At 40.3% G+C, this 21,791-nt stretch carries 22 protein-coding genes and 1 pseudogene; 4 read left to right on the top strand and 19 right to left on the bottom strand.

The window, feature by feature from the left end; all coding sequences use genetic code 11:
• Positions 1–61: 61 nt before the first annotated feature.
• The 17 genes and pseudogenes from P855_RS0103865 to P855_RS20420 form a co-directional block, all read right to left on the bottom strand.
• On the bottom strand, positions 62–541 hold the full coding sequence (locus P855_RS0103865; protein WP_200865938.1) for a GNAT family N-acetyltransferase: 480 nt from the start codon (positions 539–541) through the stop codon (positions 62–64).
• A 111-nt stretch (positions 542–652) separates the two neighbouring features.
• The gene (locus P855_RS0103860; protein ID WP_028782345.1) at positions 653–961 is read right to left on the bottom strand and encodes a hypothetical protein; all 309 of its coding nucleotides are present in this window, start codon (positions 959–961) and stop codon (positions 653–655) included.
• A gap of 259 nt (positions 962–1,220) precedes the next feature.
• Entirely contained in the window at positions 1,221–2,147 is a 927-nt protein-coding gene (locus tag P855_RS22465) for a hypothetical protein (RefSeq protein WP_028782344.1), read from the bottom strand.
• A 492-nt stretch (positions 2,148–2,639) separates the two neighbouring features.
• Positions 2,640–3,887 carry a hypothetical protein gene (locus P855_RS0103850; RefSeq protein ID WP_028782343.1) on the bottom strand — a complete coding sequence of 416 codons (1,248 nt, stop codon included), beginning with the start codon at positions 3,885–3,887 and terminating at the stop codon, positions 2,640–2,642.
• 47 nt (positions 3,888–3,934) lie between these two features.
• Positions 3,935–4,045: pseudogene (locus tag P855_RS22025) on the bottom strand (helix-turn-helix domain-containing protein); the annotation flags it as partial.
• Between the two features lie 445 nt (positions 4,046–4,490).
• Positions 4,491–5,816, bottom strand: coding sequence for a DUF2252 domain-containing protein (locus tag P855_RS0103845; RefSeq protein ID WP_028782342.1), 1,326 nt, complete (start codon positions 5,814–5,816; stop codon positions 4,491–4,493).
• A 466-nt stretch (positions 5,817–6,282) separates the two neighbouring features.
• Entirely contained in the window at positions 6,283–6,900 is a 618-nt protein-coding gene (locus P855_RS0103840) for a dihydrofolate reductase family protein (protein WP_028782341.1), read from the bottom strand.
• A 394-nt stretch (positions 6,901–7,294) separates the two neighbouring features.
• A complete protein-coding gene (locus P855_RS0103830) occupies positions 7,295–8,158 on the bottom strand; it encodes a sigma-70 family RNA polymerase sigma factor (RefSeq protein WP_028782339.1) in 864 nt (287 codons plus the stop codon).
• A gap of 49 nt (positions 8,159–8,207) precedes the next feature.
• Positions 8,208–9,398 (bottom strand): NAD(P)/FAD-dependent oxidoreductase, encoded by a 1,191-nt coding sequence (locus P855_RS0103825; protein WP_028782338.1) that lies wholly within the window; start codon positions 9,396–9,398, stop codon positions 8,208–8,210.
• 263 nt (positions 9,399–9,661) lie between these two features.
• The gene (locus P855_RS0103820; protein ID WP_028782337.1) at positions 9,662–9,958 is read right to left on the bottom strand and encodes a hypothetical protein; all 297 of its coding nucleotides are present in this window, start codon (positions 9,956–9,958) and stop codon (positions 9,662–9,664) included.
• A gap of 76 nt (positions 9,959–10,034) precedes the next feature.
• Positions 10,035–10,508 (bottom strand): DUF4367 domain-containing protein, encoded by a 474-nt coding sequence (locus P855_RS0103815; RefSeq protein ID WP_028782336.1) that lies wholly within the window; start codon positions 10,506–10,508, stop codon positions 10,035–10,037.
• A 125-nt stretch (positions 10,509–10,633) separates the two neighbouring features.
• The gene (locus tag P855_RS0103810; protein ID WP_037985603.1) at positions 10,634–10,921 is read right to left on the bottom strand and encodes a hypothetical protein; all 288 of its coding nucleotides are present in this window, start codon (positions 10,919–10,921) and stop codon (positions 10,634–10,636) included.
• 276 nt (positions 10,922–11,197) lie between these two features.
• Positions 11,198–11,827 (bottom strand): hypothetical protein, encoded by a 630-nt coding sequence (locus P855_RS0103805; RefSeq protein ID WP_028782334.1) that lies wholly within the window; start codon positions 11,825–11,827, stop codon positions 11,198–11,200.
• A 157-nt stretch (positions 11,828–11,984) separates the two neighbouring features.
• Complete coding sequence (locus P855_RS0103800) at positions 11,985–12,455, bottom strand: VOC family protein (RefSeq protein ID WP_028782333.1); 471 nt, start codon at positions 12,453–12,455, stop codon at positions 11,985–11,987.
• A gap of 155 nt (positions 12,456–12,610) precedes the next feature.
• Entirely contained in the window at positions 12,611–13,087 is a 477-nt protein-coding gene (locus P855_RS0103795; protein ID WP_028782332.1) for an SRPBCC domain-containing protein, read from the bottom strand.
• Positions 13,088–13,535: 448 nt separating this feature from the next.
• A complete protein-coding gene (locus tag P855_RS0103790) occupies positions 13,536–14,291 on the bottom strand; it encodes a sulfite exporter TauE/SafE family protein (protein WP_028782331.1) in 756 nt (251 codons plus the stop codon).
• 128 nt (positions 14,292–14,419) lie between these two features.
• On the bottom strand, positions 14,420–14,689 hold the full coding sequence (locus tag P855_RS20420; protein ID WP_235062608.1) for a hypothetical protein: 270 nt from the start codon (positions 14,687–14,689) through the stop codon (positions 14,420–14,422).
• Positions 14,690–14,921: 232 nt separating this feature from the next.
• Here P855_RS20420 and P855_RS0103780 point away from each other — a divergent pair, with 232 nt between their 5' ends.
• Complete coding sequence (locus tag P855_RS0103780; RefSeq protein WP_028782330.1) at positions 14,922–15,455, top strand: sigma-70 family RNA polymerase sigma factor; 534 nt, start codon at positions 14,922–14,924, stop codon at positions 15,453–15,455.
• Complete coding sequence (locus P855_RS0103775) at positions 15,436–16,848, top strand: DUF4179 domain-containing protein (protein WP_028782329.1); 1,413 nt, start codon at positions 15,436–15,438, stop codon at positions 16,846–16,848. Before P855_RS0103780 ends, P855_RS0103775 begins: the two co-directional genes overlap by 20 nt.
• Before the next feature lie 46 nt (positions 16,849–16,894).
• Here P855_RS0103775 and P855_RS0103770 read toward each other — a convergent pair whose 3' ends face one another.
• Positions 16,895–17,653: a cyclase family protein gene (locus tag P855_RS0103770; RefSeq protein WP_028782328.1), complete on the bottom strand. Its 759-nt coding sequence runs from the start codon at positions 17,651–17,653 to the stop codon at positions 16,895–16,897.
• Positions 17,654–17,857: 204 nt separating this feature from the next.
• On the opposite strand from P855_RS0103770, the gene P855_RS0103765 reads away from it, so the two are divergent.
• Positions 17,858–19,114 carry a hypothetical protein gene (locus P855_RS0103765; RefSeq protein ID WP_028782327.1) on the top strand — a complete coding sequence of 419 codons (1,257 nt, stop codon included), beginning with the start codon at positions 17,858–17,860 and terminating at the stop codon, positions 19,112–19,114.
• 152 nt (positions 19,115–19,266) lie between these two features.
• On the opposite strand, the gene P855_RS0103760 is transcribed toward P855_RS0103765, so the two are convergent.
• Positions 19,267–20,184: a VOC family protein gene (locus tag P855_RS0103760; protein ID WP_028782326.1), complete on the bottom strand. Its 918-nt coding sequence runs from the start codon at positions 20,182–20,184 to the stop codon at positions 19,267–19,269.
• Positions 20,185–20,399: 215 nt separating this feature from the next.
• Between P855_RS0103760 and P855_RS0103755 the strand changes: the two genes are divergently transcribed.
• Positions 20,400–21,713, top strand: a complete 1,314-nt coding sequence (locus P855_RS0103755; RefSeq protein ID WP_051353073.1) for a Glu/Leu/Phe/Val family dehydrogenase — start codon at positions 20,400–20,402, stop codon at positions 21,711–21,713.
• The last annotated feature ends 78 nt before the right edge of the window (positions 21,714–21,791 follow it).

The following is a 21,791-nucleotide window of genomic DNA, read 5'->3' as shown; positions in this document are numbered from 1 at the left end:
ACGGAGGGCCGAATGCTGTTCGTTATAGTCTTATAACAGACATTCTGAAATCCATTAGCCTTTATTCAAGGATAAAAACAAATTCTTCTACATCTGCACCACGGGCATTAGAAAACCCACTGTCTTCACCAGAGATTGCAAAACCACATTTCTCCAGTACTTTGAGTGAACCAATGTTGTCTTTGACTGCACGAGCATACAGGGGACGAACTGTAACCAATTTTAAAAATTCCCTTAAAGCATCGGTAGCGATCCCTCTGCCCCAATATTCTCTTCCTATCCAATAGCTGACCCCTGGTACGCCGAACTGCTCGAAATATAGAATATTTCCAGCAACATTATTCTGAACTGTGATCGTTTGCTTGATGATGGTTTTATCAGTCAGAATTTTATTCCAGTGAGTTAAAAAGCTGTTCCAATCATCGGGATCCTCACTTGTAAATGCCGCCATATGATTTGCATCCCGATCCTGCTGGTGCTTGAAGAAAACCGGAAGATCATCTTCGATTACGTCTCGAAGCGTTATATTACTCACTATCATTCCACCTTTGTAATTTATTACTTTCCATAAAGTGAGCCACATGACTAAGACACAAAAAAACTGGATAAGCAAAAAATAAAAGTCAACCTGATGTGTTGACTCAATTGGGTATTAATCAGTTTCTATTTGTTTCCGTATCCAATATTTTAGAGATGATGGTACTAGTTTTTTAATCAAAGGCAGAAACAAGAGAAGCAAACCTGAAATCCCCAAAATCACACTAAAGACAAAAAACCCTTGTGCATGTTGTGGAATATTTCCTTCAGGGACTCTTTCTGCGGTTTGGATGCCTAAGAAGCTTATACCTATCCCATCCCCATCAGCACTTGTTCCCATTGCTTTTAACTCAATTCCTTTTTCATATGCCAGATAGGATATATAAGCAATAAAAACGACGGCCAATATTCTAAAGAAATACATCTAAACACCCCCAAATGTCAAAATATTGCTACTCTTAGCATAGCATACATATTTTGGAGGAGAAAGATACGCTGATAATTATGTTCACTAATGCTCTAAGTGCACATAGTAATCATAGTGATCAGAGTAGACATAGTGCACCTTTATAAGTTTTTTAAATATAGATTTCCGATCGTGCTTTAATGCGCAATCACTCGATCAAAAAAAGCACCTTCGCCTGGAAAGGTGCTTCACAAAAGTACTTGGTATGAAAATTTTTTTAATTTATTTTTTTGTTATTTTTATCTCTAATAATAATTTCATACGGGACTTCTTTAATAGATAATTCTTCTATTTTTAATTCAATTATCTTATCCACATAATCTTCAATTTCTTTAACTTTCTCATCAGAGTTCTGGAACCAGCTATTATTTAGATTTGTCTTTATAATAATCTGTAATGGTTGAGGGTGGAAAGAGCTGGCAAATCCTCTATATTCATTAAATTTCTTATTTGTTTCCTCACTTATCGCAGTAAATATGGGCTGCCATTCCATATCTCGGATTTCACTTTCGCTTTTCTTCTTTAATTTAACGGCATAATTCAGATTTGTCTTAGATAAAATCGCATTAGAAATAAGTTTTTCGAGTTCAGCATTCTCTGAAAAGTCTTTATCTGTTCCTTCAATTATGATTTCCTTCTCCGGTTTCACCGATATCGAATAAGAAAAGTTATACCCTCTATCCTTTAATTCGTCCGAAACTATATCGGAAACCTTATGTATTGATTCCATTGCTTTTTGATCCTCTTTATTTTGGATAACGTCCCTATTCACGACCATAAACGTGATATCAAAATCATTAAATCCTACCTCTTTCGCAGTATTAACTATTATATTTTCTATTTCTCTCTTGTAGTCTTCTAAAAGATCTTTATCGTTCACTTGTGCTGTTAAGATACGTTCTTCATAAGAATAACTTAAACCGACTTCTCCGAAACCTTCGTCTTTTAATGCTTTTGAACTTCTTGTAAATAACTTTTCTATTTTCTCTTTTTCTTTTTTAGTTTCTTCCATACTTTTTATTAATTCACTTTCTATTTGTTCATCAGATTTAGCATTTGCCGATTCACCTGAGTTATTGGCAAATACTAAAGTGAAACCAAAAATGATTATTATTAACCCAATACCAACCACACGTTTCTTCATAATAACCACCTCTCTATATAAGAGGTGTATGTCCACTTTTTTACATTATTCCTTGTGCTTAAATTTATTTAATGCTGGACACATTTGTTTATGTAGCAAGGAGGCGGGTTCAGTTATTATTTGTTCAGGTTTAAAAACCAAATAGAAGTGATATATAGCAAATATACCCATTATTGTTTGATTAAAGCAGACCACTTCGGTAAAAGAAATCTAACAAAGTATAGAATGGGGACACTGAGGCCATATGCATTATAAAGTTATTAGTGATATAGGAAATGGTTCGCAGGTAACTTTTTGCAGAAATAACAAGGAGTATATTTTTTTCACTCATTCTAAGGCACTATTATTTCTTAAATATATTCTTTACAAGGATGTGCTCCCAGCGAAGTATCACTTAGCAATAAGTTATTGTAATTAAATTAGTGTTAACATCTTTTTTTCTTACCTCCCCATTGACACCGTTTGCTCAGGAAATAGGATTAAAAATCCTTACTAATTAAATATAAATGGAAAAGTAAATATAACAAAAGCTGCCCACAGTCCATAGACCGGCAAATACTTAGTAACAGCATCCTGGATCGTTGATAGTCCGGATTTGTTTTGTAAAAAACGCATATAAGAGAACATAATCCAAATCAGATTTGCCCATATGAGCATGTTTACTCCTAAAACAGCAAATCTATTTGGAGTAATGCCAAAAGAAGAAAGTCTGAACACTATGGCTGACAAAGCCACACTGTCGATGATGAGTGCAAGGACAATTAAGGAAACATTGATATAATCTGAAATGTTCTTATTCTCGTCTGAATCTCTTTCGGTAATGGAAAATATGGTGACAGCCAATACACCAAGGAGAATTCCGTTGAAAGCTATCAGGAAATTGCGATCGAGGAATGGATTTTTCCCCAACCATATAACCGTTACAAGATAGGCCAACAATGTGACCAGAACAAGGGGGCTGAAAATTTTCGCTATATACGGGGCGATATTCTTAGCAAGTTTAAGATTCATTGATACAAGATACGCAGCCACAATCGCGAGAGCGGCAGCACCGAACAAAACAATATTACTAAAATAGAAATCTTCTATATCCAGACCAACAAAGCTGAATAACCGCATGGTTAATGCTGCTAACACCATTCCGCTGACTGCCATGCTGGCGTAGAGAATTCCAAATTCCAAATTAAATTTAATATAGTCTAATCTTCTACTGCCTTTAGAATAGCCGTTTCCTGTAAAAGCAACCCCCAGCAATACCCATAAGAAAATGGGGAGGTGTAAATAAACAAGGATAATACTGTCTTTATCATTTAATGGCAGCAAATTAAGATAAACCACGGAAATGGTGAACAACGCTGAAAGGGAATAAATAATGCTTCTTTTCGCCGCATTACTATATACAAAGTAGGCAGCGATAAATGGAATGATACCAAAAGCCAGGTTAATAGGAGCTATTGCTTCCTGCTCGACAAAGTGGAAAATGATCCTTGTGCTTACCCCGGCCAGAATAGCTAAAAGGCCCATGAATAAGAAACTTTTCTGAAACAGGGAAAGTTCAGTTGCAGTTGCTGGCTCCTTGAAATGCAACCTTTCATACCAGACACTAAGAACCTGAGAATCGGGATGTTGTTCCCATGCATATGCGAATGACTTTTTAAAAGCTTTCGGGTCTTTTCGATAAATCCTCTCCAGTTCAATCGGGTTAGAAATATTTTTAAGCACCAAATTGTTAGTATCCATCGTCATACCCTCCCTAATATTTATTAGATTAGTTATTTATACAATGCTTAACTTTCTTCATCACTTCGGTATTCCAAAATATCTCCGGGCTGACATTCTAAAGCCTTACAAATTGCATCTAAAGTAGATAACCGGACCGCTTTTGCCTTTCCATCTTCTTTGTCATTATATTTATTTTAAATAAATATTTATCGATTATCAATAAAATTTTATTGAAAGAATATCTTTTCGGTAAAATCCTTTCTCACTAACAAGCCCCGTTCAGCAAGTACAATCTTTCTAAAAAATATTGGCTGCACAGTATACTCAGTAAATATGGACAGTTTTTATTATTTTGCATTACTGATTCTTTACTGCAATAAAAAAGAGCTATTCTCCTTTTTTGAAGAATAGCCCCAATAGATTTGCAATTTATCTCCTCTTCCACTTGCACCATATCAAACAATATTTGTAATTGTTGTATCCTCAATCAGAGATGTGTAAAAATTCATATATGGTTATTCAATTATATCATTCAGCAATTATATTGATTTCTTTCGCATCTTCCATAAGATGATTGTTTAAAAAAGGGAAAGCCCGAACAAGGGGACCGTCCCTCTTCTGTTACTCTTCTCTTTTTTGAAACTCTTCTTCTAGCCATTCCGTGAACAACTGAAAATCCTCTTCTACCCGGTGCTTATAAAACATTCCCATCCAGGTAAGATCGTCCACGAATCGGTCCAGATTGCCGATCGCATTCAGAATCTCGACTTCACTGTCATGCGGAAGAGAAGCATCCACATCCGAATCCGCCCGCGCGTGGAGCTTGGCGGTTACTCTTCCCATCGTTTCCACGGTCGCAAGCATGCTGTCTCTATCAAGCAGCTGTTCCGGGGCCACCTCTTCTTCAAAAGCAGTCGACTCCCGCACATAAAAGTGATGATTGCCGATCGTAAAGAAGCCAAGAAAAGGGTCCTGCAGATAGTGCATAGCCTTCTGAGTCTGAATCACCCGGCGCCCATGATGAAGACCCTCTTCGGAATGAAACAAGTCATCATAAGAAAAATAATGCCCTGTAGCAGGGTAACGGGCTTCCTTTGCCTCAAGGATTACATCATCCGCATGCTCCTCCCCAGGTCCTTCTACGAGGATGAAGAAGCGCATCAATCCAATGGATCCAGTCCCAGCGCCTTCCAGCTTCACAGCATCCTTGATCGCGAAGTATTCTGCTACTGACTCTTTATTTTCATTTAATGACTGGATATATTTTGGCCAGGCTTCTTCAAGTCCTTTTCTTTCCTTCTTGGATAAACGCTTAAGCTTCCCTTCCACTTTAAAGCGCCGTTCTCCATCCTTTACTTCCGTCATTTGATTCAGCTTTTCTGCCGCTTCCCGGTTTTCGAGATCTCTTAGCGTTTCTTCGACCGGTCCGCCTGTATTGTTTTTTGTAAACAACAGGGTGGATGGATCGCCACCTCGTTTGACGAATTCCTCAAGCTGATGATGATAGGCGCGCAAATAAGTGTCAATAAAAACCGCCTGGTCCTCTTCCCCATATTCAAGTTGCTCAGCGTACAGCCCGATCGACGTCGCCATACGGTACACGTCGTACAGGTAAGAACCCAGATAGCCTTCATCAAAGTCATTCGAGTCGAACACGATCTCGCCCTGTTCATTCCGTAATCCTCCGAAATTATCGAAATGCAGGTCACCCTGAATCCAAGTCGGTTTATCTTCGGGGGTATGATAGGAAATCGGCAGCCTGGAGACATCGTAATAGAACAGGTAGGCGCTCCCCCTGAAAAATTGGAAAGGGTTCGTCACCATTTTATTGTATTTAATGGAGCGTTTGCGATGGTCAAGACCGAGTATTTCTCCGTCGTAGTGGTCGAAGATTTCTCTTATAGTCATTTTCCGCAATCGTTTCTTCAGTTTTTCCATATTTTCCATGATTGGCCTCCTTGGTCTGTAATAACTATAAGAGTTTTCCCTTTTATCCTCACTAGTAAACGATTCGATCAGGGCCCGGTTTGTTACTTGAAGTCCTAGAACGCCAGATTAATATTACCAGTTTGATATACAGCAAATGGAGTGTCTTCATTTCCATAGCGGACTTCAAGTCCTATGATATCGCGGTAAAACAGAAAGCATCCACGAATATTTGCATTAACAAGCGTACGTGTGAGACTTTCCAATAAGTTTCAATTATTTGATCTAGTTCATACTTCTGACTCAGGTGATGAGGGAAATGCATCCCGACAAGAGCACACCACTCCTGTTGATTTAGCCAGACAAAGCCTCCATCTTCAACTTACAGAGGTAAGTAATCTGATAATGTAGCTTTTTGTAATTTCCCAATTCTATAAAAAGAAAGGGGGGCGATTATCCTTCTTGAATAATCGCCCCCTTTCTTGAATTAGTACTTCTTTGAAATTCGATATCTAAGGTGGGTTACATCAGAGGCTTCTGTCACGTCTACCTTCTCCATGTGAATTTTTTCTGGACCGATAGAATCAAACAGTCGGATGCCTTTACCAAGTAGAACGGGTACCAAGTGAATCAGGATTTCGTCAACCAGGTTGGCTTTAATACACTGTTGAGCAGTATTCGCGCCACCCATCACCTGGACATCATTGTCCTCCGCGGCTGTTTTAGCTTGTTCAACGACACTCTCAATACCGTCGCTAACGAAAGTGAACGGTGTTGCACCCTCGGGAACCTCTTCAGGCGCATCATGAGTGGGTATAAATACCGGAATTCCGTGAATGGGATGGCTGCCTCCCCAGCCACATGTAAGATCGAATGTTCGCCTACCTGCTACAATTGCTCCTGTAGTTCCGAAAGATTTATCAAAAACTTCCCTATTAATTTCAGAAAGCTTAAAAAAGTCGTTAAATTTACTAGGTCTTTCCCCACTAAATAACCATTCGTGCAGAATCTCGCCACCCTCACCAAGACCCTGCTTACGGTTATCGTTTGGACCAGCGATAAAGCCGTCCAGTGACATTGATATGTCTAAAATAACTTTTCCCACCGTCACACTCCTTTCTAGTTGTTTCTTTAAACTTAACATATAAAACTAAGAAGGGTTTCTTTTCGATTGCTCATAATCAGTGCCTAATCGGTGCCTGTCCCCCAGTATGTTAAAGCATTAATGTAATGGGGAAAGGCACCAGAACTTAGGTGGTTTTTTTCGGCTTTTTCAAGAAGTAGCTTGCCTATATCTTTGCCTCTGAATTCTACTAAGGTGCCAAATGAAGATAACACGGAGTATGAAACATGGAAAGTTCGGAAGGATTTCTTCTCAATTGCCAATTTTTAACACCCTCTATTGCTGTTAAAGCCTGTTGAAAGATGTTTTAAAATCTTTTAAAAGTAAACATGCATTACCATTAAGCGAACTCTAAGGATTGTAAACGAACTACTACCTATACACGTGTAAGCTTATCCGGGTTTCGTACAACATAAATTCTTGAGAAATTTCCGTGCTGTTGTTGAATAAATAAAGCAGCAACTGTATCAGATCCAGCCCGGAGCACTATCCCTTTCTCCCCATTTATGTGCGCTAACTCGATATAAATACCTTCCTGATAATAGTCCGACAAGCCTTCAAGCGCTGAAGCCAGGAATCGAGCCACTCGTTCACGCTTTTGTATCGGATGCTTGAACGCGTTTACTTTTCCTCCTCCGTCGGTAACTAGCGTGACGTTTTCATTCAACAGGGAAAGCAAATAATCAACGTTCCCCTGCTCAAGAGAGGTGAGAAACCGGTTCAGCCATTCCAATTCTATCGCTTTGTTCCCTACTATCTCATCCTCTGTTATTTCCATCTTTTTGCGTGCTCGGCTCATCAGCTTGCGGCAATTCGCCTCTTTCTTGTCGAGCAGTTCGGCGATTTCGAGATAATTGAACCTTAACGCTTCCCGCAGGACAAACACACCACGCTCTGTCGGTGTCAGCCTCTCCAGCAGAACGAGCATGCCATATGACAACAAATCGCGGCGGGCGACCGTCACCTCGATGGTTTCCGCTCCCGCCGTCTGAAACGGTTCGGGGAGCCACGGACCAACATACACTTCCTTTTGCTTTCGTGCCAATTTCTGCAGATTAAGACAACGATTGGTTACCATTTTACACAAATACGCTTTCGGTTCTTTTAAGTGTTCAACATTCACATCGTATGCCTTGAAGAACACATCCTGTAACGCATCTTCAGTATCCGCAACAGAACCTGTTAACTGATAAGCCAGAGTAAACAGTAATGCTTTATATTGATTATAAAGTTCCTCCATCGCTGTCTCTCCTTTCTTGCATGTTAACAATAAGGTAATATCTCTTTCTCTATCGTAAGTAGCTGGCTTTATCCTCAATCATCTTCTTGATTCTCCCTGGAATCTTTCCTGTGATGACAACATCAAGCCCCCATTTGCGCAGCCAAACCACTCCTTTTTGCCCCAAGCCGATCGTATAAGCATCAAAGTTCGATTTCGATGCTTTGTGAATCGGCGCGGGACGGCCCTCCAGATCAGCCTTCACGATTTTCCCCAGTCGAATCGCCTGTATGCCAGCTTCAAAGCACGTCTTCTGTTCCGATTTGCCTGTCTTTGAATCGATGATTTTCGCGCAGTCGCCATTGCTGTACACCCCAGGAGCACCTGACACACGATAGCTTTCATCAACCAGTACATGGCCATCCAAAGTAAGCGGCAAGCCCATATTACGTAGACCTGGATTCGGATCCAGACCAAACATCCATATCAACAGACCGACTTCCAGAGAGGCGCCATTGTTTAGCGTCACTACTCCTCCTTCCTCCCGTAGCGCCTTACAATTATTAAGCACTGACACGCCACATTCAGCGATCTCATGACACAGCTTACGCCTGAATTTCTCCGACACTTCTGGGAGCAGCCGTTCTTTTGCATTCAATAAATAGACGGAGATATCAGAAGCATTCACCCCTAAAGCTGTTGCTTCCTTCCGCATAGAGAGAGCCAGTTCCGCAGAAGTCTCGATGCCACTGATACCAGCTCCAGCGACCGCCACAGTCATTAGGCGTTTTTGTGCTACTGGATTTGTCTCTTCAGCAGCCTTTCGCAAATTGTCTTGCCAACCCTCCCGGATAGCTGCCACGGTTTCTGGGTCAGTCAAGGCGATTCCACCTTGGTCATGATCAGGCCTTCTAACCATACTGCCCACCGTCACGACTAAAAGATCATAACGAATACAGGCATCATTTCCTTGTACATCACTATATTGGACCCGCTTTTTTTCACTCTCCACAGATGTAACGGTACCTTGCACAAATTCGAACCCTCCGATATTTAAATCACTCCATGGGATCACAATTTCTTCCTCGACCGTAGTTGGACGAAACAACCTCAATTTACGCAAATGCCCGGGCTGCTTGTCGACCAGAACAAACCGAATCCTTCGCCCATTCTCCATTTCCCGGGTTGCTGACTGCAGTTGATAAAGTGCTCCAAGCCCTGCATAGCCGCCTCCGATAATGATACATGTCAAGTCGCTCATCACTTTCAGCTCCTTCTTTATGGTTTATACATATAACAATGGAAGCGGCTGATTTGTGACAATGGTAAAAATCAAATATCTTAAAGCTAACAATAAAAGGCGACTATCGCTTGTTGGATAATCGCCCCTAATTTGATTTATACAGGATTCTCTTAATGTTATTACTCAACTACCTTTTCGCTTTCGGTTAACCATTTCCCTTCTGCAATAAACCTGCTCCGTTAGTTAAAAAAGCGATCGTCTATATTGAAAAATCGCCACCGTTAATGCAATATAGAATTATATTTCACAATAACTTTTTGTGTGAATTTGCCAATGAGGAATGCAATTATAATGTACCCAATAAGTGCAACAAGAAAATCTACGTAAGAAGTATTTAATTGACTGTATGAATAAATGAAGAATGTTCCGAATAAAACAAGCACTACTATAACAGGTACAAATGTTTTTCTGAATAGTAAAGTGAGTAACGCACTAATTATAACTACCCCAATTGGGAAATAAAAAAATAGCACATCTAAAAACCCTATTCCGCCAAAGTAATCCATAAAAGCCTCCATATTATGTTCCTCCTTTCTATAAATAAATACACTATCTTATTCATCTATCCTGCTCCGTTAGTTTTATAAAGTTAGTCTAATTGACTTGATTAAAATTATCGGCTATATTAAGGACTTCTTCTTTAGAAGTAGAGTCGCTATCCACGAATAGTTCATAATAAATATCATCTTTATTCCATTTCAAAATCTTAACCTTTTCTTTTTCCCCGTATTTTCCTTCTATGTCTCCCTGTATTTTTACGTGTTCTTCTGTAAAATCAAATGCATTTTGGCTTTTTGCTGCCTGAAAGGTGACCTCTTCTTGATTTTCACTTATAAATGAAACTTTAATAAAACTATTCTCCATTCCTCCTACACCCTCTAAGTTTACTCTTATCTCTTTTGGCTCAAATGGAAGCTTAGTTGGGACTTCTGGAGTAAACGACACATCGTTTAATGAGTTAATAACTTTTTCTTTATTGTAATCTACAAGCTCCTTTGAGGCAGTATCATCACTGCATCCTACTAAACTAAGCAAAAATACCATTACGATAAAAATAATTTTTTTCAATGCTCTTCCCCCTTGCTTTGTAAATTAAATAAACTATTATACTATAGCCTCAGATTTGTGATTTTCTGTATTTATTGTATTTTTCAGCTTTATTTGTAGTATGTAGTGCTGTTTCAACTTGAAAATTATGTAGCTAGATAAAAACCCAATCGTATTCCAAACGGGATAGAAGCCCACGTGATTAGAATTGAAAGAAATAAATACATTCCAGCGGATACACTTTTGTAAACAGGTAATCCAATTAAAAATCCTAAAGACCATATAGGTATGATCACAAAAAACTCAGGTGCCACCCAAGTCTTGTCCGTATAGTTTTCTGCGATTGTGCCCCCAGCAAAAAAGGTAGATATAAGGATTGCTATTATTCCACTTACAATCGTGTTGATTAAATAGCTTGTCTTTATTTTCTTCATAATCATCTCCCTTTCTTCTCAATACCCTCCATTGCCTAACTGTGTTAAAACACCTTTACACTTTCAGATAAATATTAGGAGATCTCGAAACTGACCCTTCAACACTCCTGCTTTGTTCTTGAATAGAAGAAAAAGCTAAAGAGCAACTATACAATCTTCAGCTATTGCCCCCGTTTGCTGAAGACTTGATTTCGAGATATTGAAGCAGATTTTCAACTAACGCACCCGCTAGTTAAGTTTTCTCCTTACAACTCTCCTTTTTACAAAATAATCTCGTTATGCGAGACTCTGTTTCTTATTCCTATTCTTTTTCCAAACAATCGATAAATAAATGAAAATGCTTATAATCATAAGACAAAAGCTCACATTTTGAGCAATACCGACAGGGTTGTCCCAACTTCTTGCGCCATTTACAAACAATTGTAAGGTTATCCCTAAAACCAAGAATAATAAAACAAACCGATTCTTTTTAAATAGATATCCCAACGCTCCTCCTACAAGACCACCGGCAGTTGAGGCTCCGTACCATTCTGCGTAGACTTTTAATTGATCTTTAAAAGATGTTGAAACAGGTATAACCCCCTCGTAAATGAAGCTTTCGTAAATGTAGCCAAACAAGAAATAAAATGTGATTGCAATGATTGTATATAAGGCACCAAAAAATAATGCTTCCTTAATATTTCGTGCAAATTTATAACCAATAATCATAGCAAATATAAACCAGACTGGTAAGGAGTTTATCATTACCGCTAAATACGTAATGGCGGTTTCAAGACCCATCATTTTCTCACCAATACTTGGGATGTGGTCGGAAATTACGGAAAAAATTCCAACTACCAGCCCAATGGAAAGCGAGAAGATGATAAACCTTTTCCAATGATTTTTAAACTCTTGATTGTTCTTCAAAAATATAGCCCCCTTATTCCACTAAACTGCCCCGTTAGCACAATAAGCGATGGTCACTCTGTGCAGGTATCGCCCCCAATACAAAAAGACTCGAAATTGAGATATATCTTAGCTTTTCTTTTACTTTAGTCTCCATTTATATCGTCTATGCTGCATACTACTTCGCTAATTTATTTAATTCTTCCCATTCACTTAGATACATTTTCTCTGTCAAATTGTTAGGATTACCAATTTTACAAATAAACTCTAAACTATTTCCATCTGGGTCATTAAAATGTATCTTTGCATGTCCAAACCCTTCATTAGGATTTGGCATCACAAATGGTTCAGTAGGCTCAAAACCAAAAGCTTTTCTCGGTTTATAACCTTTAGTTGTTAGCCAGTTAATCGAGTTTTTCAAACCATCCAAAGATACTTCAAAAGCTATATGTCTAATTGAAGGATGATACTCTACCTCAACCTTATCGGTTTTCCATAAGCCAACCCAACTTTGGTCTTTTACAATCCATAAAAAAGCTACTCTATCTTCCACTTTATGGTCAAACTTCAACCCTAGCCCTTCATAGAATTCAATCGACTTATTCAAGTTACTTACCGGCAAATGTGCTTCGTATAGACCCTTAATCAATGAAAATACCTCCTATATCTTTTATCTTCAATTGCTTCAAAGCAATGATATTAAAGAAAAGCCCCCTATTCTTGGAGAATCGAAATCGAGTTATATGGAATTTATCTCCCAATTATAACCTTTGCTGAAGAGAGCTAATTATAATTTTGCAATCATCACTCAGTATACAAAGCGAGATTCTCTAATGTGGACCTTAATCCTATGTCGTGGTCTTCCTTCCGAATTCCTTCAGGAACATTTTCACAAACGATAGTAACTTCTGTACCTACTGAATTGGCTTCCAAGAGCCATTTCTGAACCATCTCCCCCGAGAACGCAGGGTCCTTGGAATTGAATTTTACGGATTGCACAATTCGCTTATCTGGAACTAATTCCAAAAACTTCGCTTGGACTACATCAGTGTTTTCTGTAGTTTTACCAGGGTTTGAATGCTCTATTTCATACATAAGGGTTATTTTATAACTCCCGCCTTCACGGGGATCAAACATTTCAATATGACCTGACATCCCTTTTGGTGGAAGCCAGGAAACGAGTTCCTCCGGGTTCAAGAAAGACTGATAGATGGTTTGCGGTGAGGCCATAATTATTCTTGAAGCAGTATCTATCCTCCGGTTATTTGACGCATCATCCATGATAAAATCCTCCTTATTCATATTCCGTCACATCGTCAATTTTTAAAAATGTTACCTACTCTTTACCCACCCTAAAAATAGCCAAAGCATCACGAAAATCCCCTAAACTTCCATCTCATGACTCCCGATTTTCATAATTTACATCCCCTTCCATAGTTCAACATAGAAGTAAATATCCCTTCTAAAAGTAAGTTTTTCGGAACAATATCTCGAAACCGAGTCTTTCACTATCCTGCATCTTTTCGGGAAGACTCGACTTCGAGACAACAGCACGTTTATTTAATTACTACTCCGGCAATTCAACCAAATTACCATAGCCGTACTGATCGATTAGCGGGAAGTAAACACTAAAAAGTCTCTCCTCTACTTTTTTTATCAAAAAAGACGAAATCACATTCGATTCCGTCTTTCATTTGATGATTAATCTTAAATTTTCAAAAGGAAGAACTTAAAGTGACGAGTAAAACAATTTCCCCGCCATTATGAGGACAGAAACAATCAATATCCGCTGGACCCATTTCTCCCCACGCTGTACTGCGAATTTACTTCCAAGGACTGCCCCAATACTTGTACCGATAGCTAAGGTTATGCCATAGCCCCAATTGATCTGATCGTTAATTATAAATACGACCAGGGCGGATAGTGTGTAAATAGCTACCACGAAAACCTTGATGCTATTGATTTTCACAAGAGACAAACCAGATACCATCGTCAGGGCAGCAATGATAATGAAACCGACACCTGCTTGAATGAATCCGCCATACACTCCTACGAAAAAGAAAATGACGATAAGGCCTATTTTCCTTGAAAGTGTGTCTGCGGTTGGTCCGTTTGATAACTTCTTATGCGGTTTCCAAATAATAATCGCAAGTACGAGCAGCATGACCACGGAGAGAATTCGATTGAAGACCTCATCGGAAAGTGAAATGGCAAAGTTTGCACCCACAATCGATCCGATCAAAGCAGGAATCGCCAGCATGGTGCTGAACTTCCAATCGAAGTACCCATGTTTTCGGAAAGAAGCGATGGCGACAATATTTTGGGCCATCAACGCAATCCGATTGGTGCCGTTTGCTACGGCTGATGGCAAGCCGAAAAATATCAGCATCGGCATGGTAAGGAGCGAGCCGCCGCCGGCAATCACATTGATGAACCCTGCTCCCACTCCAACTAATAAAATGGCGAGAAAAGATAGTAGTGTCATTAAATTCATTCCTTTTATTATGTAAGCTGGATCGATGTGTCGTATGTAAAACAAGGCTTTAAGCTTGTTATCCTAGTAATAACAAACATCCTTTCTAACTACTCTACCATATTTTCACTTTGTTTTTTTTAGAAATGATAGATTCCGATAACTAAACAAACCATGCTGAAAGCCCAAACAACTCCGGCAATCCCTATGTGAAGGGATATTTCCTCCGAAGCCATCGGATGATGATAATCAAAGGCAATTGCTTTTATAACGAAATAGATGGCCAGAGAAAAAAACAGCATATGTAATATCGTGCTTCCATAAGCAACAAAGTTATCCTTTTTCCTGATCCAAAGGAGCAAGGTTATTAACACAGCCCCTCCCATTACTACCGAGTAACCAGCATCCACATTCCAATGACTTCCTGTTCTAATGGCATCCTCACACTCCTCTTCCTCAATTGAAATAACTCACTTATTATACAAATAATCTCCGTGTTAACTTTCTTCCTTGCTTTGATTTTAATCCCATCTCCAAAATAACCTTAACATATTATGGTAGGATTATAGCGTTCAGGAAACATAAAAAAATTGAAACTTTTTACTGGGTTAATCCCTCATATATGGGTGAGGAGGTGGCACATTGTTACATAAGTATGTTGTAAAAAAAGCCATTAAAGGCGATGAAGAAGCCTTTGAGAAATTAATTAAAGAAGAAAGCGAAAAATTATACAAAACAGCTTTCCTCTATGTCCGTAATGAACATGACGCTCTGGATGTCGTTCAGGAGGCCGTTACCAAAGCATTTATTTCTATCAGCCAGCTAAAAAAAGCAGAACTGTTTAATGCCTGGCTGATGAAAATATTAATTCATACAGCCTATGATTTCCTTCAAAAGCGAAAAAAAGTCGTCCTGACTGAAGACTTTTCCAATTTCCGAGAGTACGAAAATCATCATATTGAAGAAAAGCTGGATTTGATTTCTGCTCTTTCTATCTTAAGTCCTAAGTATAAAACGGTTATTATCCTTTTCTATTTTCATGATCAGTCGATTAAAAGTATCTCCGAAACGATGGAGAAACCGGAAGGAACGGTGAAAACCTATCTTCACCGCGCTAAAAATGAGTTAAAAAAGTTATTAGGAGGAGTGAAGATCGATGAGAAAAGAACAATTTGATCGGCAGTGGAACGAAATCAAAGTCCCTAAGCAGAAGCTGGACCAGGCAATTACGAATGGTATCAAATCAGGGAAGCGTATGAAGCGCAAGAGGAAACACTGGAAAACATCAGCTGCCATTACATCGAGTGCTGCTTCTCTTGTCCTTGCCTCTGGCCTGGTCTTCTCTCCCGTAACGGAAGTACTTGCAAAAGTTCCTGTCCTTCACTTCATTTACGAGGACCTTACTACACCTGTCGGCAGTGAATTATTCGCGAGTGACCTGGTCACAGAGCTTGAAGAGAAAGCCACAGATAATGGCATTGATATTACTATCACCAGTGCCTACTATGACAATCAAATACTGGGAGTGACGTTCAAAGCATCAGGTGATCAGCTATCCATTAAAAATTTGGATAAACCGAACAGCCCTGAAACCGGATATGGATACTATTTATTTGATGGCAAGGATAAAAACCAATGGGCTGGATCGATGAGCAGTCTCAAAGAGACGAAAGATGGATTTGTCGGTGCGATAGAGTTTTACCAATTGGATCAAACCATCGACAGCGATTTCACGCTGCCACTTACCTTCACATCCATCCTTGGGGAAAAAGGCACATGGAGGTTTGATGTACCGATCGAAAAACGGCCAGCTGAAATGCTTACGGTAAAAGGTGAAAGCCGTACGGAAGATGGTTCCTACACGTTTACTATGGACGCCATTACAAAAGGAAACACTACCACCATTCTGGATTATGAAACGACCCGACCAAAAGACGGAGAAAGTGATCAGATCAACATCGATGTTTTCGATGATCAGGGGAATCGTCTGATGCCTAGAAATATCGGAAATATCCTCAATATAAAGGAAACGGCTAATCAGGTAAAAGTTAAGGAACGCTCTCTCTTTACGAGTAAAATTGATGAGCGTGATCAGTTTCTCATGATTCATCCAACGGTGGTAAGAGATGAATTTGATACCATCCATGCGATTCAGCCATCCAGCTTTGAAGTGGAAAGTAAGCGGTTTGGTTACAAAATCGTCGTCAATGAAGTTATGAAAAAAGACGGCGAAGTAGTAGTCGATTTTCACATCAAAAATGTGGATGAAGCAAAGTTTAGTAATGATATCCTCAACAATTTTGCAAATCAGATAAAGCTTATTCGCTCGGAAGATGTCATTCCAGGAGCCGACGGACAAACCCAGTATGAAGCATTGGAAGATGATTCACTCATTCTAGCTGAAAAAGGAAAAGCAGTCGACTGGAAAGAGTTACATTTTCGGACAAAGTTTGATCTCGCTAACCATGAAAAATTCACCATAGAAGATCACTCTTTGATGGTGCCTTTCGGAATCTTTGCAGGTAATGACAAAATCAAAATGAAGCCAATCAAAATAGATTTACCATAACAATAGAAGGGCAGTTGCCTGGTACGGAGGCTGCCCTTCTATTTAGTTATTCTTCTATATAAGCGACCGGTCTCGTCCAGGCTCCGCTTGCTTTTTCAATTTTCACCGGAAAACAGGAAACCTTGAACCCGTGCCGGACCGGAATCTGGTCGAGGTTTGCCAGCTTTTCGATTTGGCAGTATTCCTTTTCAATTCCTACATAGTGTGCCTCCCACATGACGCCTTTGTCCGGAGCAGCCATGTGCTGTTTCGCCTGGATATTTAAGGGAATATCCCATCCCCAGCCGTCGGTTCCTACGACTTTGATGCCCTGACCCAGCAGCCAGCGTGTTGCTTCTGCTGATACGCCCGCATGCAGGAAGGCGTATTGTTCGTCATGCAGCTTCTTATCGGCATCACTTCGGACCAGCACAATGTCGTAAGGTTTTAAGGAATAATCGATTTCCTTCAGTTGTTGTTTCAGGTCATCGGAAGAAATTTCATACCCAGGCGAATGCTTGCTGAAATCGAACAAGACCGCATCATGATAGAACCAATCCAGCGGCATTTCATCAATGGTGCGCGCTGGCTTCCCTTCCGACTGTTCCCCGTAATGCCACGGAGCATCCACGTGTGTGCCGGCATGCGTGTTTGCGGTCACTGTTTCAGTTGCCCACGCTTTGGCATCACGGAAGGCTTCTTTTTCAATTCCAAGTATTTTCGCTCCCTGTTCCGCACCATCCTCATGAGTATGGTATGCAATGGACGGAGGAAGCGGCTCTTTTACTTTGGGACTTAAAGGTACGCTCAAATCGATTAATTTCATAGCCCATCTCCTTTCATTTAATTACATGTTCGTGAATGATATGCATAATCCTTCCATCCGTTGTCGCTTTTCTCCTGCAAACTGATTAAACGATGGTATTCAGTAAACTTTTTACAGGAATTGCTACTTTAACCGTTTAAATCATTTATTTTCGGTTATTAAGTATAGGTACTTACTTTATAAGAAGAAACAGAGGTGAAATTAATGGGCAAATCTACCAAAACGTTAGGACTAATCACCGCACCAGGTTATCCAGATGAATTAAGAGAAAAACTGCAGCAGCAACTACCGGATTTGCTCAGTTATTATGTCGATGAGAACTACGCATGGGATGTCGCTTACTCCATTGACGCACTCACAGGTGTGACAGAAGATTCCAATAAGGTATTAAATGCGACGCTTGATAAGAGGAAAGATTATGGATGGGAATTTGCTATCTGTCTCACTGATTTGCCATTTTTTAATGACAAAAAGCCGATAGTAGCAGAGGCCTACGTTCAAGAGAGCGTAGCGTTAATCAGTCTGCCAGGCCTTGGATCGACGCCAATGTTCAAACGGATACGGGAATCGATTTTACAGTTGGTAAATGAAATGTATTATGGGAGTTCAGATGAAGATAGGGAACGGGCAGAACAAAGAATTCAGGCTAAAAATGGCAATCAGCATAATGAGTTGAAAAATAAAAGTTCGACAAGACTGGTTGGAAAGCGAGGGTTTGAACGCCTTTCGCCACTTCAACGGGAAACACCATACGAAAGCGAATCGAACATCGATGTCCGGTTCACAGTAAAATCCCGTTTCAGCGGCGCCCTGCGGGTTTTATCAGGGATGGTCCGGGCTAACCGACCGTGGGCGATGTTTCCTTCTTTTATGAAAGTAATCATTATCGCATTCACCACAGGGTCTTACGCGCTCGTTTTCCCGACGTTATGGCAGTTAAGTAATAATTACGGCATATGGCGGATGTTTATGCTGTCGATTGCATCCATATTGGCAATGGTAGGTTGGATCATCCTCGCCCACAAGCTTTGGGAAAAGCCGAATGAGGAGCGTGCCGATTATTTACGAAAATTGTATAACACCGCCACAGTTCTCACCCTGTTAGTCACGGTCTCTATGTATTACTTCTTATTATTTCTGCTGTTTTCCGTCGCAGTGATTGCCCTGATTCCGATGGGAATGATGCAGTCCCAATTATCCGGCACGGTAGGCTATGTTAATTATTTCTATATTGCCTGGACAGCGACTAGCGTTTCCACCATCATCGGTGCGCTCGGGTCTGCGCTTGAAAATGAAGATATCGTCCTCTCTTCCACTTACGGGTATCGCCAGCGACAACGTTATGAACAAATAAAAGAAACGGAAGAAGAAAAAGAAGAAGCAGAGGAAGAGAAAAAAGAGGCTGCCGAAGAAAAGAAAGAAGCAGCTCAGGAGAAAAAGGAAGCACAACAGGAAAATTAGAATGTGTAAGAGTTAATAGTCAGATAAATCAAATAAAAGCATAGAATAACATCGCTAAGAGCTCAGAGACCATAAGATGGTCTCTGAGCTTGTATTATCTGCGTTTCGCGAAAAAGCTTATGAATACACCAGGCAGCAGTCCGTATTTTTTATCATCCTTTGTATGCTTTCTGCAACGCTGCCAGATCAAGTTTCTTCATTTTAAGCGTTGCCTGACTAACACGCGAAATTTGTTCCGGTGTACTATTACTGCTCATCATTTCCTCCATTTCCCTCGGCACAATCTGCCAGGACACTCCATACTTATCTTTAAGCCAGCCGCATTGCTCGGATTCAGGAACCGCAGACAGCTGCTCCCAGTAGTAATCAATCTCTTCCTGTGTGTCACAATATACCATGAATGAGATTGCCTCGTTGAAACTGAATTCATGATTCCTCGCACTGTCCATTGCAGTAAACCACTGATCCTCAAGCATGAAATCAGAAAACATGAGGCTTCCTTCTTTATCAGGTTTCATGCACTGAGGGTAGCGGGCAATGTTACCCAGCTTAGCGTTCTTAAATACAGATAAATAAAAATTAACAGCCTCTTCTGCTTTGCCGCATGTATCACCAGCAAACAGTAACGACTGCATGATCGCAGGCCGTTCTTGCCCCTCCGGGTTGGTAAGGATTAACTGCCACGACAAGCCATACTTATCTTGAATCCAGCCATACCTTTCACTGAACGGATACTTATCCAATGGCATTAAAACTTTGCCGCCTTCGGACAATTTGTTCCAGATCTCATCAATCTTTGATCTCGCGTCTTTTTCTCGTGACGGGTCGAAATTTACCATGAAAGACACCATCGGATTGAAGGTAAAATAAGGTCCTGCGCTTATTGCCATGAATTTATGTCCCCACAACTCAAAAGAAACTAAATGGGAGTCGCCTGATGGTGTTTCCTGGAGTGTTGTTTTACTTAAAATTTTTGAGTCCGGAAATATGGACGTATAAAACTCTGCAGCTTCTCCCGCCTCCTTGTCATACCACAAATGTGGAACAATATTTTGATTAGTATTTGTCATAAAATTCCTCCTGATTTTTAGATGCTTTTTTAATTTTACCATGACGCCTACCTGCTAATTTCTTATAAATTGCTAAATGGTGCTGCCAGGATCAAACCGAAATAAACCTTCTTTCCATTCAGGAAAAGTCACAAGCAGCTCTCCGAATGTATAAAATACTGGACTTCAAGGGACTTTATAAAATAGGTAATAGCATTTTTAAAGGGGGTACAGTGATGAAGAAAATTGAAAGTGAAAAAGCGGAGTCTGATATTACTACACATGGCGTAAATCCGTACGATGTCGTGAAATCCTTACTTAAAGAATCGGTGAACAAGCTGGGACTTCACGAAAATATTTATCATATGCTTAAGAAACCGATGCGAATGCTGGAAGTATCGATTCCAGTGCGCATGGATGATGGATCCCTGGAAAATTTCACAGGTTTTCGTGCTCAGCACATCGATATCTTAGGTCCTACTAAAGGTGGAATACGATTCCATCCTAAAGTGAATATCGACGAAGTTAAGGCTCTGTCCATCTGGATGTCTTTAAAGTCTGCCATTCTCGATCTCCCTCTGGGAGGAGGAAAAGGCGGCGTAATTGTGGATCCCGAGAAATTATCAGAGCGGGAGCTGGAAACGTTAAGCCGGACGTACATCCGGAAAATAACCCCGATCATCGGCCCACAAAAGGATATTCCGGCTCCGGATGTCAACACAAATCCTGAGGTGATGGGCTGGATGATTGACGAATTCGATCAGCTACGCGGGTACAATATTCCGGGAATGTTGACAGGAAAACCGATTATCATCGGCGGTTCACTAGGCAGGTTGGAAGCGACCGGCAGGGGAGTTGTTCTCACTATCCGGGAAGCTGCCAAAGTCCTGGATATGGATTTGTCTAAAGCGACCGTAGCGATCCAGGGATTCGGGAACGTCGGCAGCATGACAGCGAAATTTTTGCATGAACTGGGTGTGAAAATTGTTGCTGTGACAGATGCCAAAGGTGGGATTTATCGCGAGGAAGGTTTAAATATCCCTGACTTACTGGCTTTTGTTAAAGACAAAAAGAATTATGCGTCTGATTATTCAGATGCTGAGCCGATAACCAATGAAAAAATGTTCAGCCTTCCTGTCGATATTCTCATACCTGCTGCGGTGGAAAACCAGATCACCAAAGATACTGCCCCGACCATTCAGGCAAAAGTGGTAGCAGAAGCAGCGAACGGCCCCACCACACCGGAAGGAGACAAGATCCTCGAAGAGAAAGGGATATTCGTTATTCCGGATATCCTTTGCAATGCGGGTGGCGTAACGGTCTCCTACTTTGAATGGGTACAGAACACAATGAATTACTATTGGAAAGAAGAAGAAATCAACCAAAAGCTTGAGGAAAAAATGCAGTTCGGATTTGATACCGTCTTCAAAATGCGTGAAGAAAAACAATGCTTCATGAGAGATGCGGCCTATATGGTCGGTATTAATCATTTAGTAAAAGCCATGCATGCCCGTGGCTGGATCAAAGATTCCGATTTATCAGAAGAATGACCACGATACTTTGACTTCCCCTGAACTCTTTTGTCCAGGGGAAGTTTTTATTTTCCCCAAAATGAAAAAAAGATGACC

The sequence above is a fragment of the Thalassobacillus devorans MSP14 genome (assembly GCF_000496835.1).
In the GTDB taxonomy this organism is placed as follows: Bacteria; Bacillota; Bacilli; order Bacillales; family Halobacillaceae; genus Thalassobacillus; species Thalassobacillus devorans_B.
Note: the sequence above shows the minus strand (reverse complement) of the source record. Positions and strands in the feature narration are given on the sequence as shown.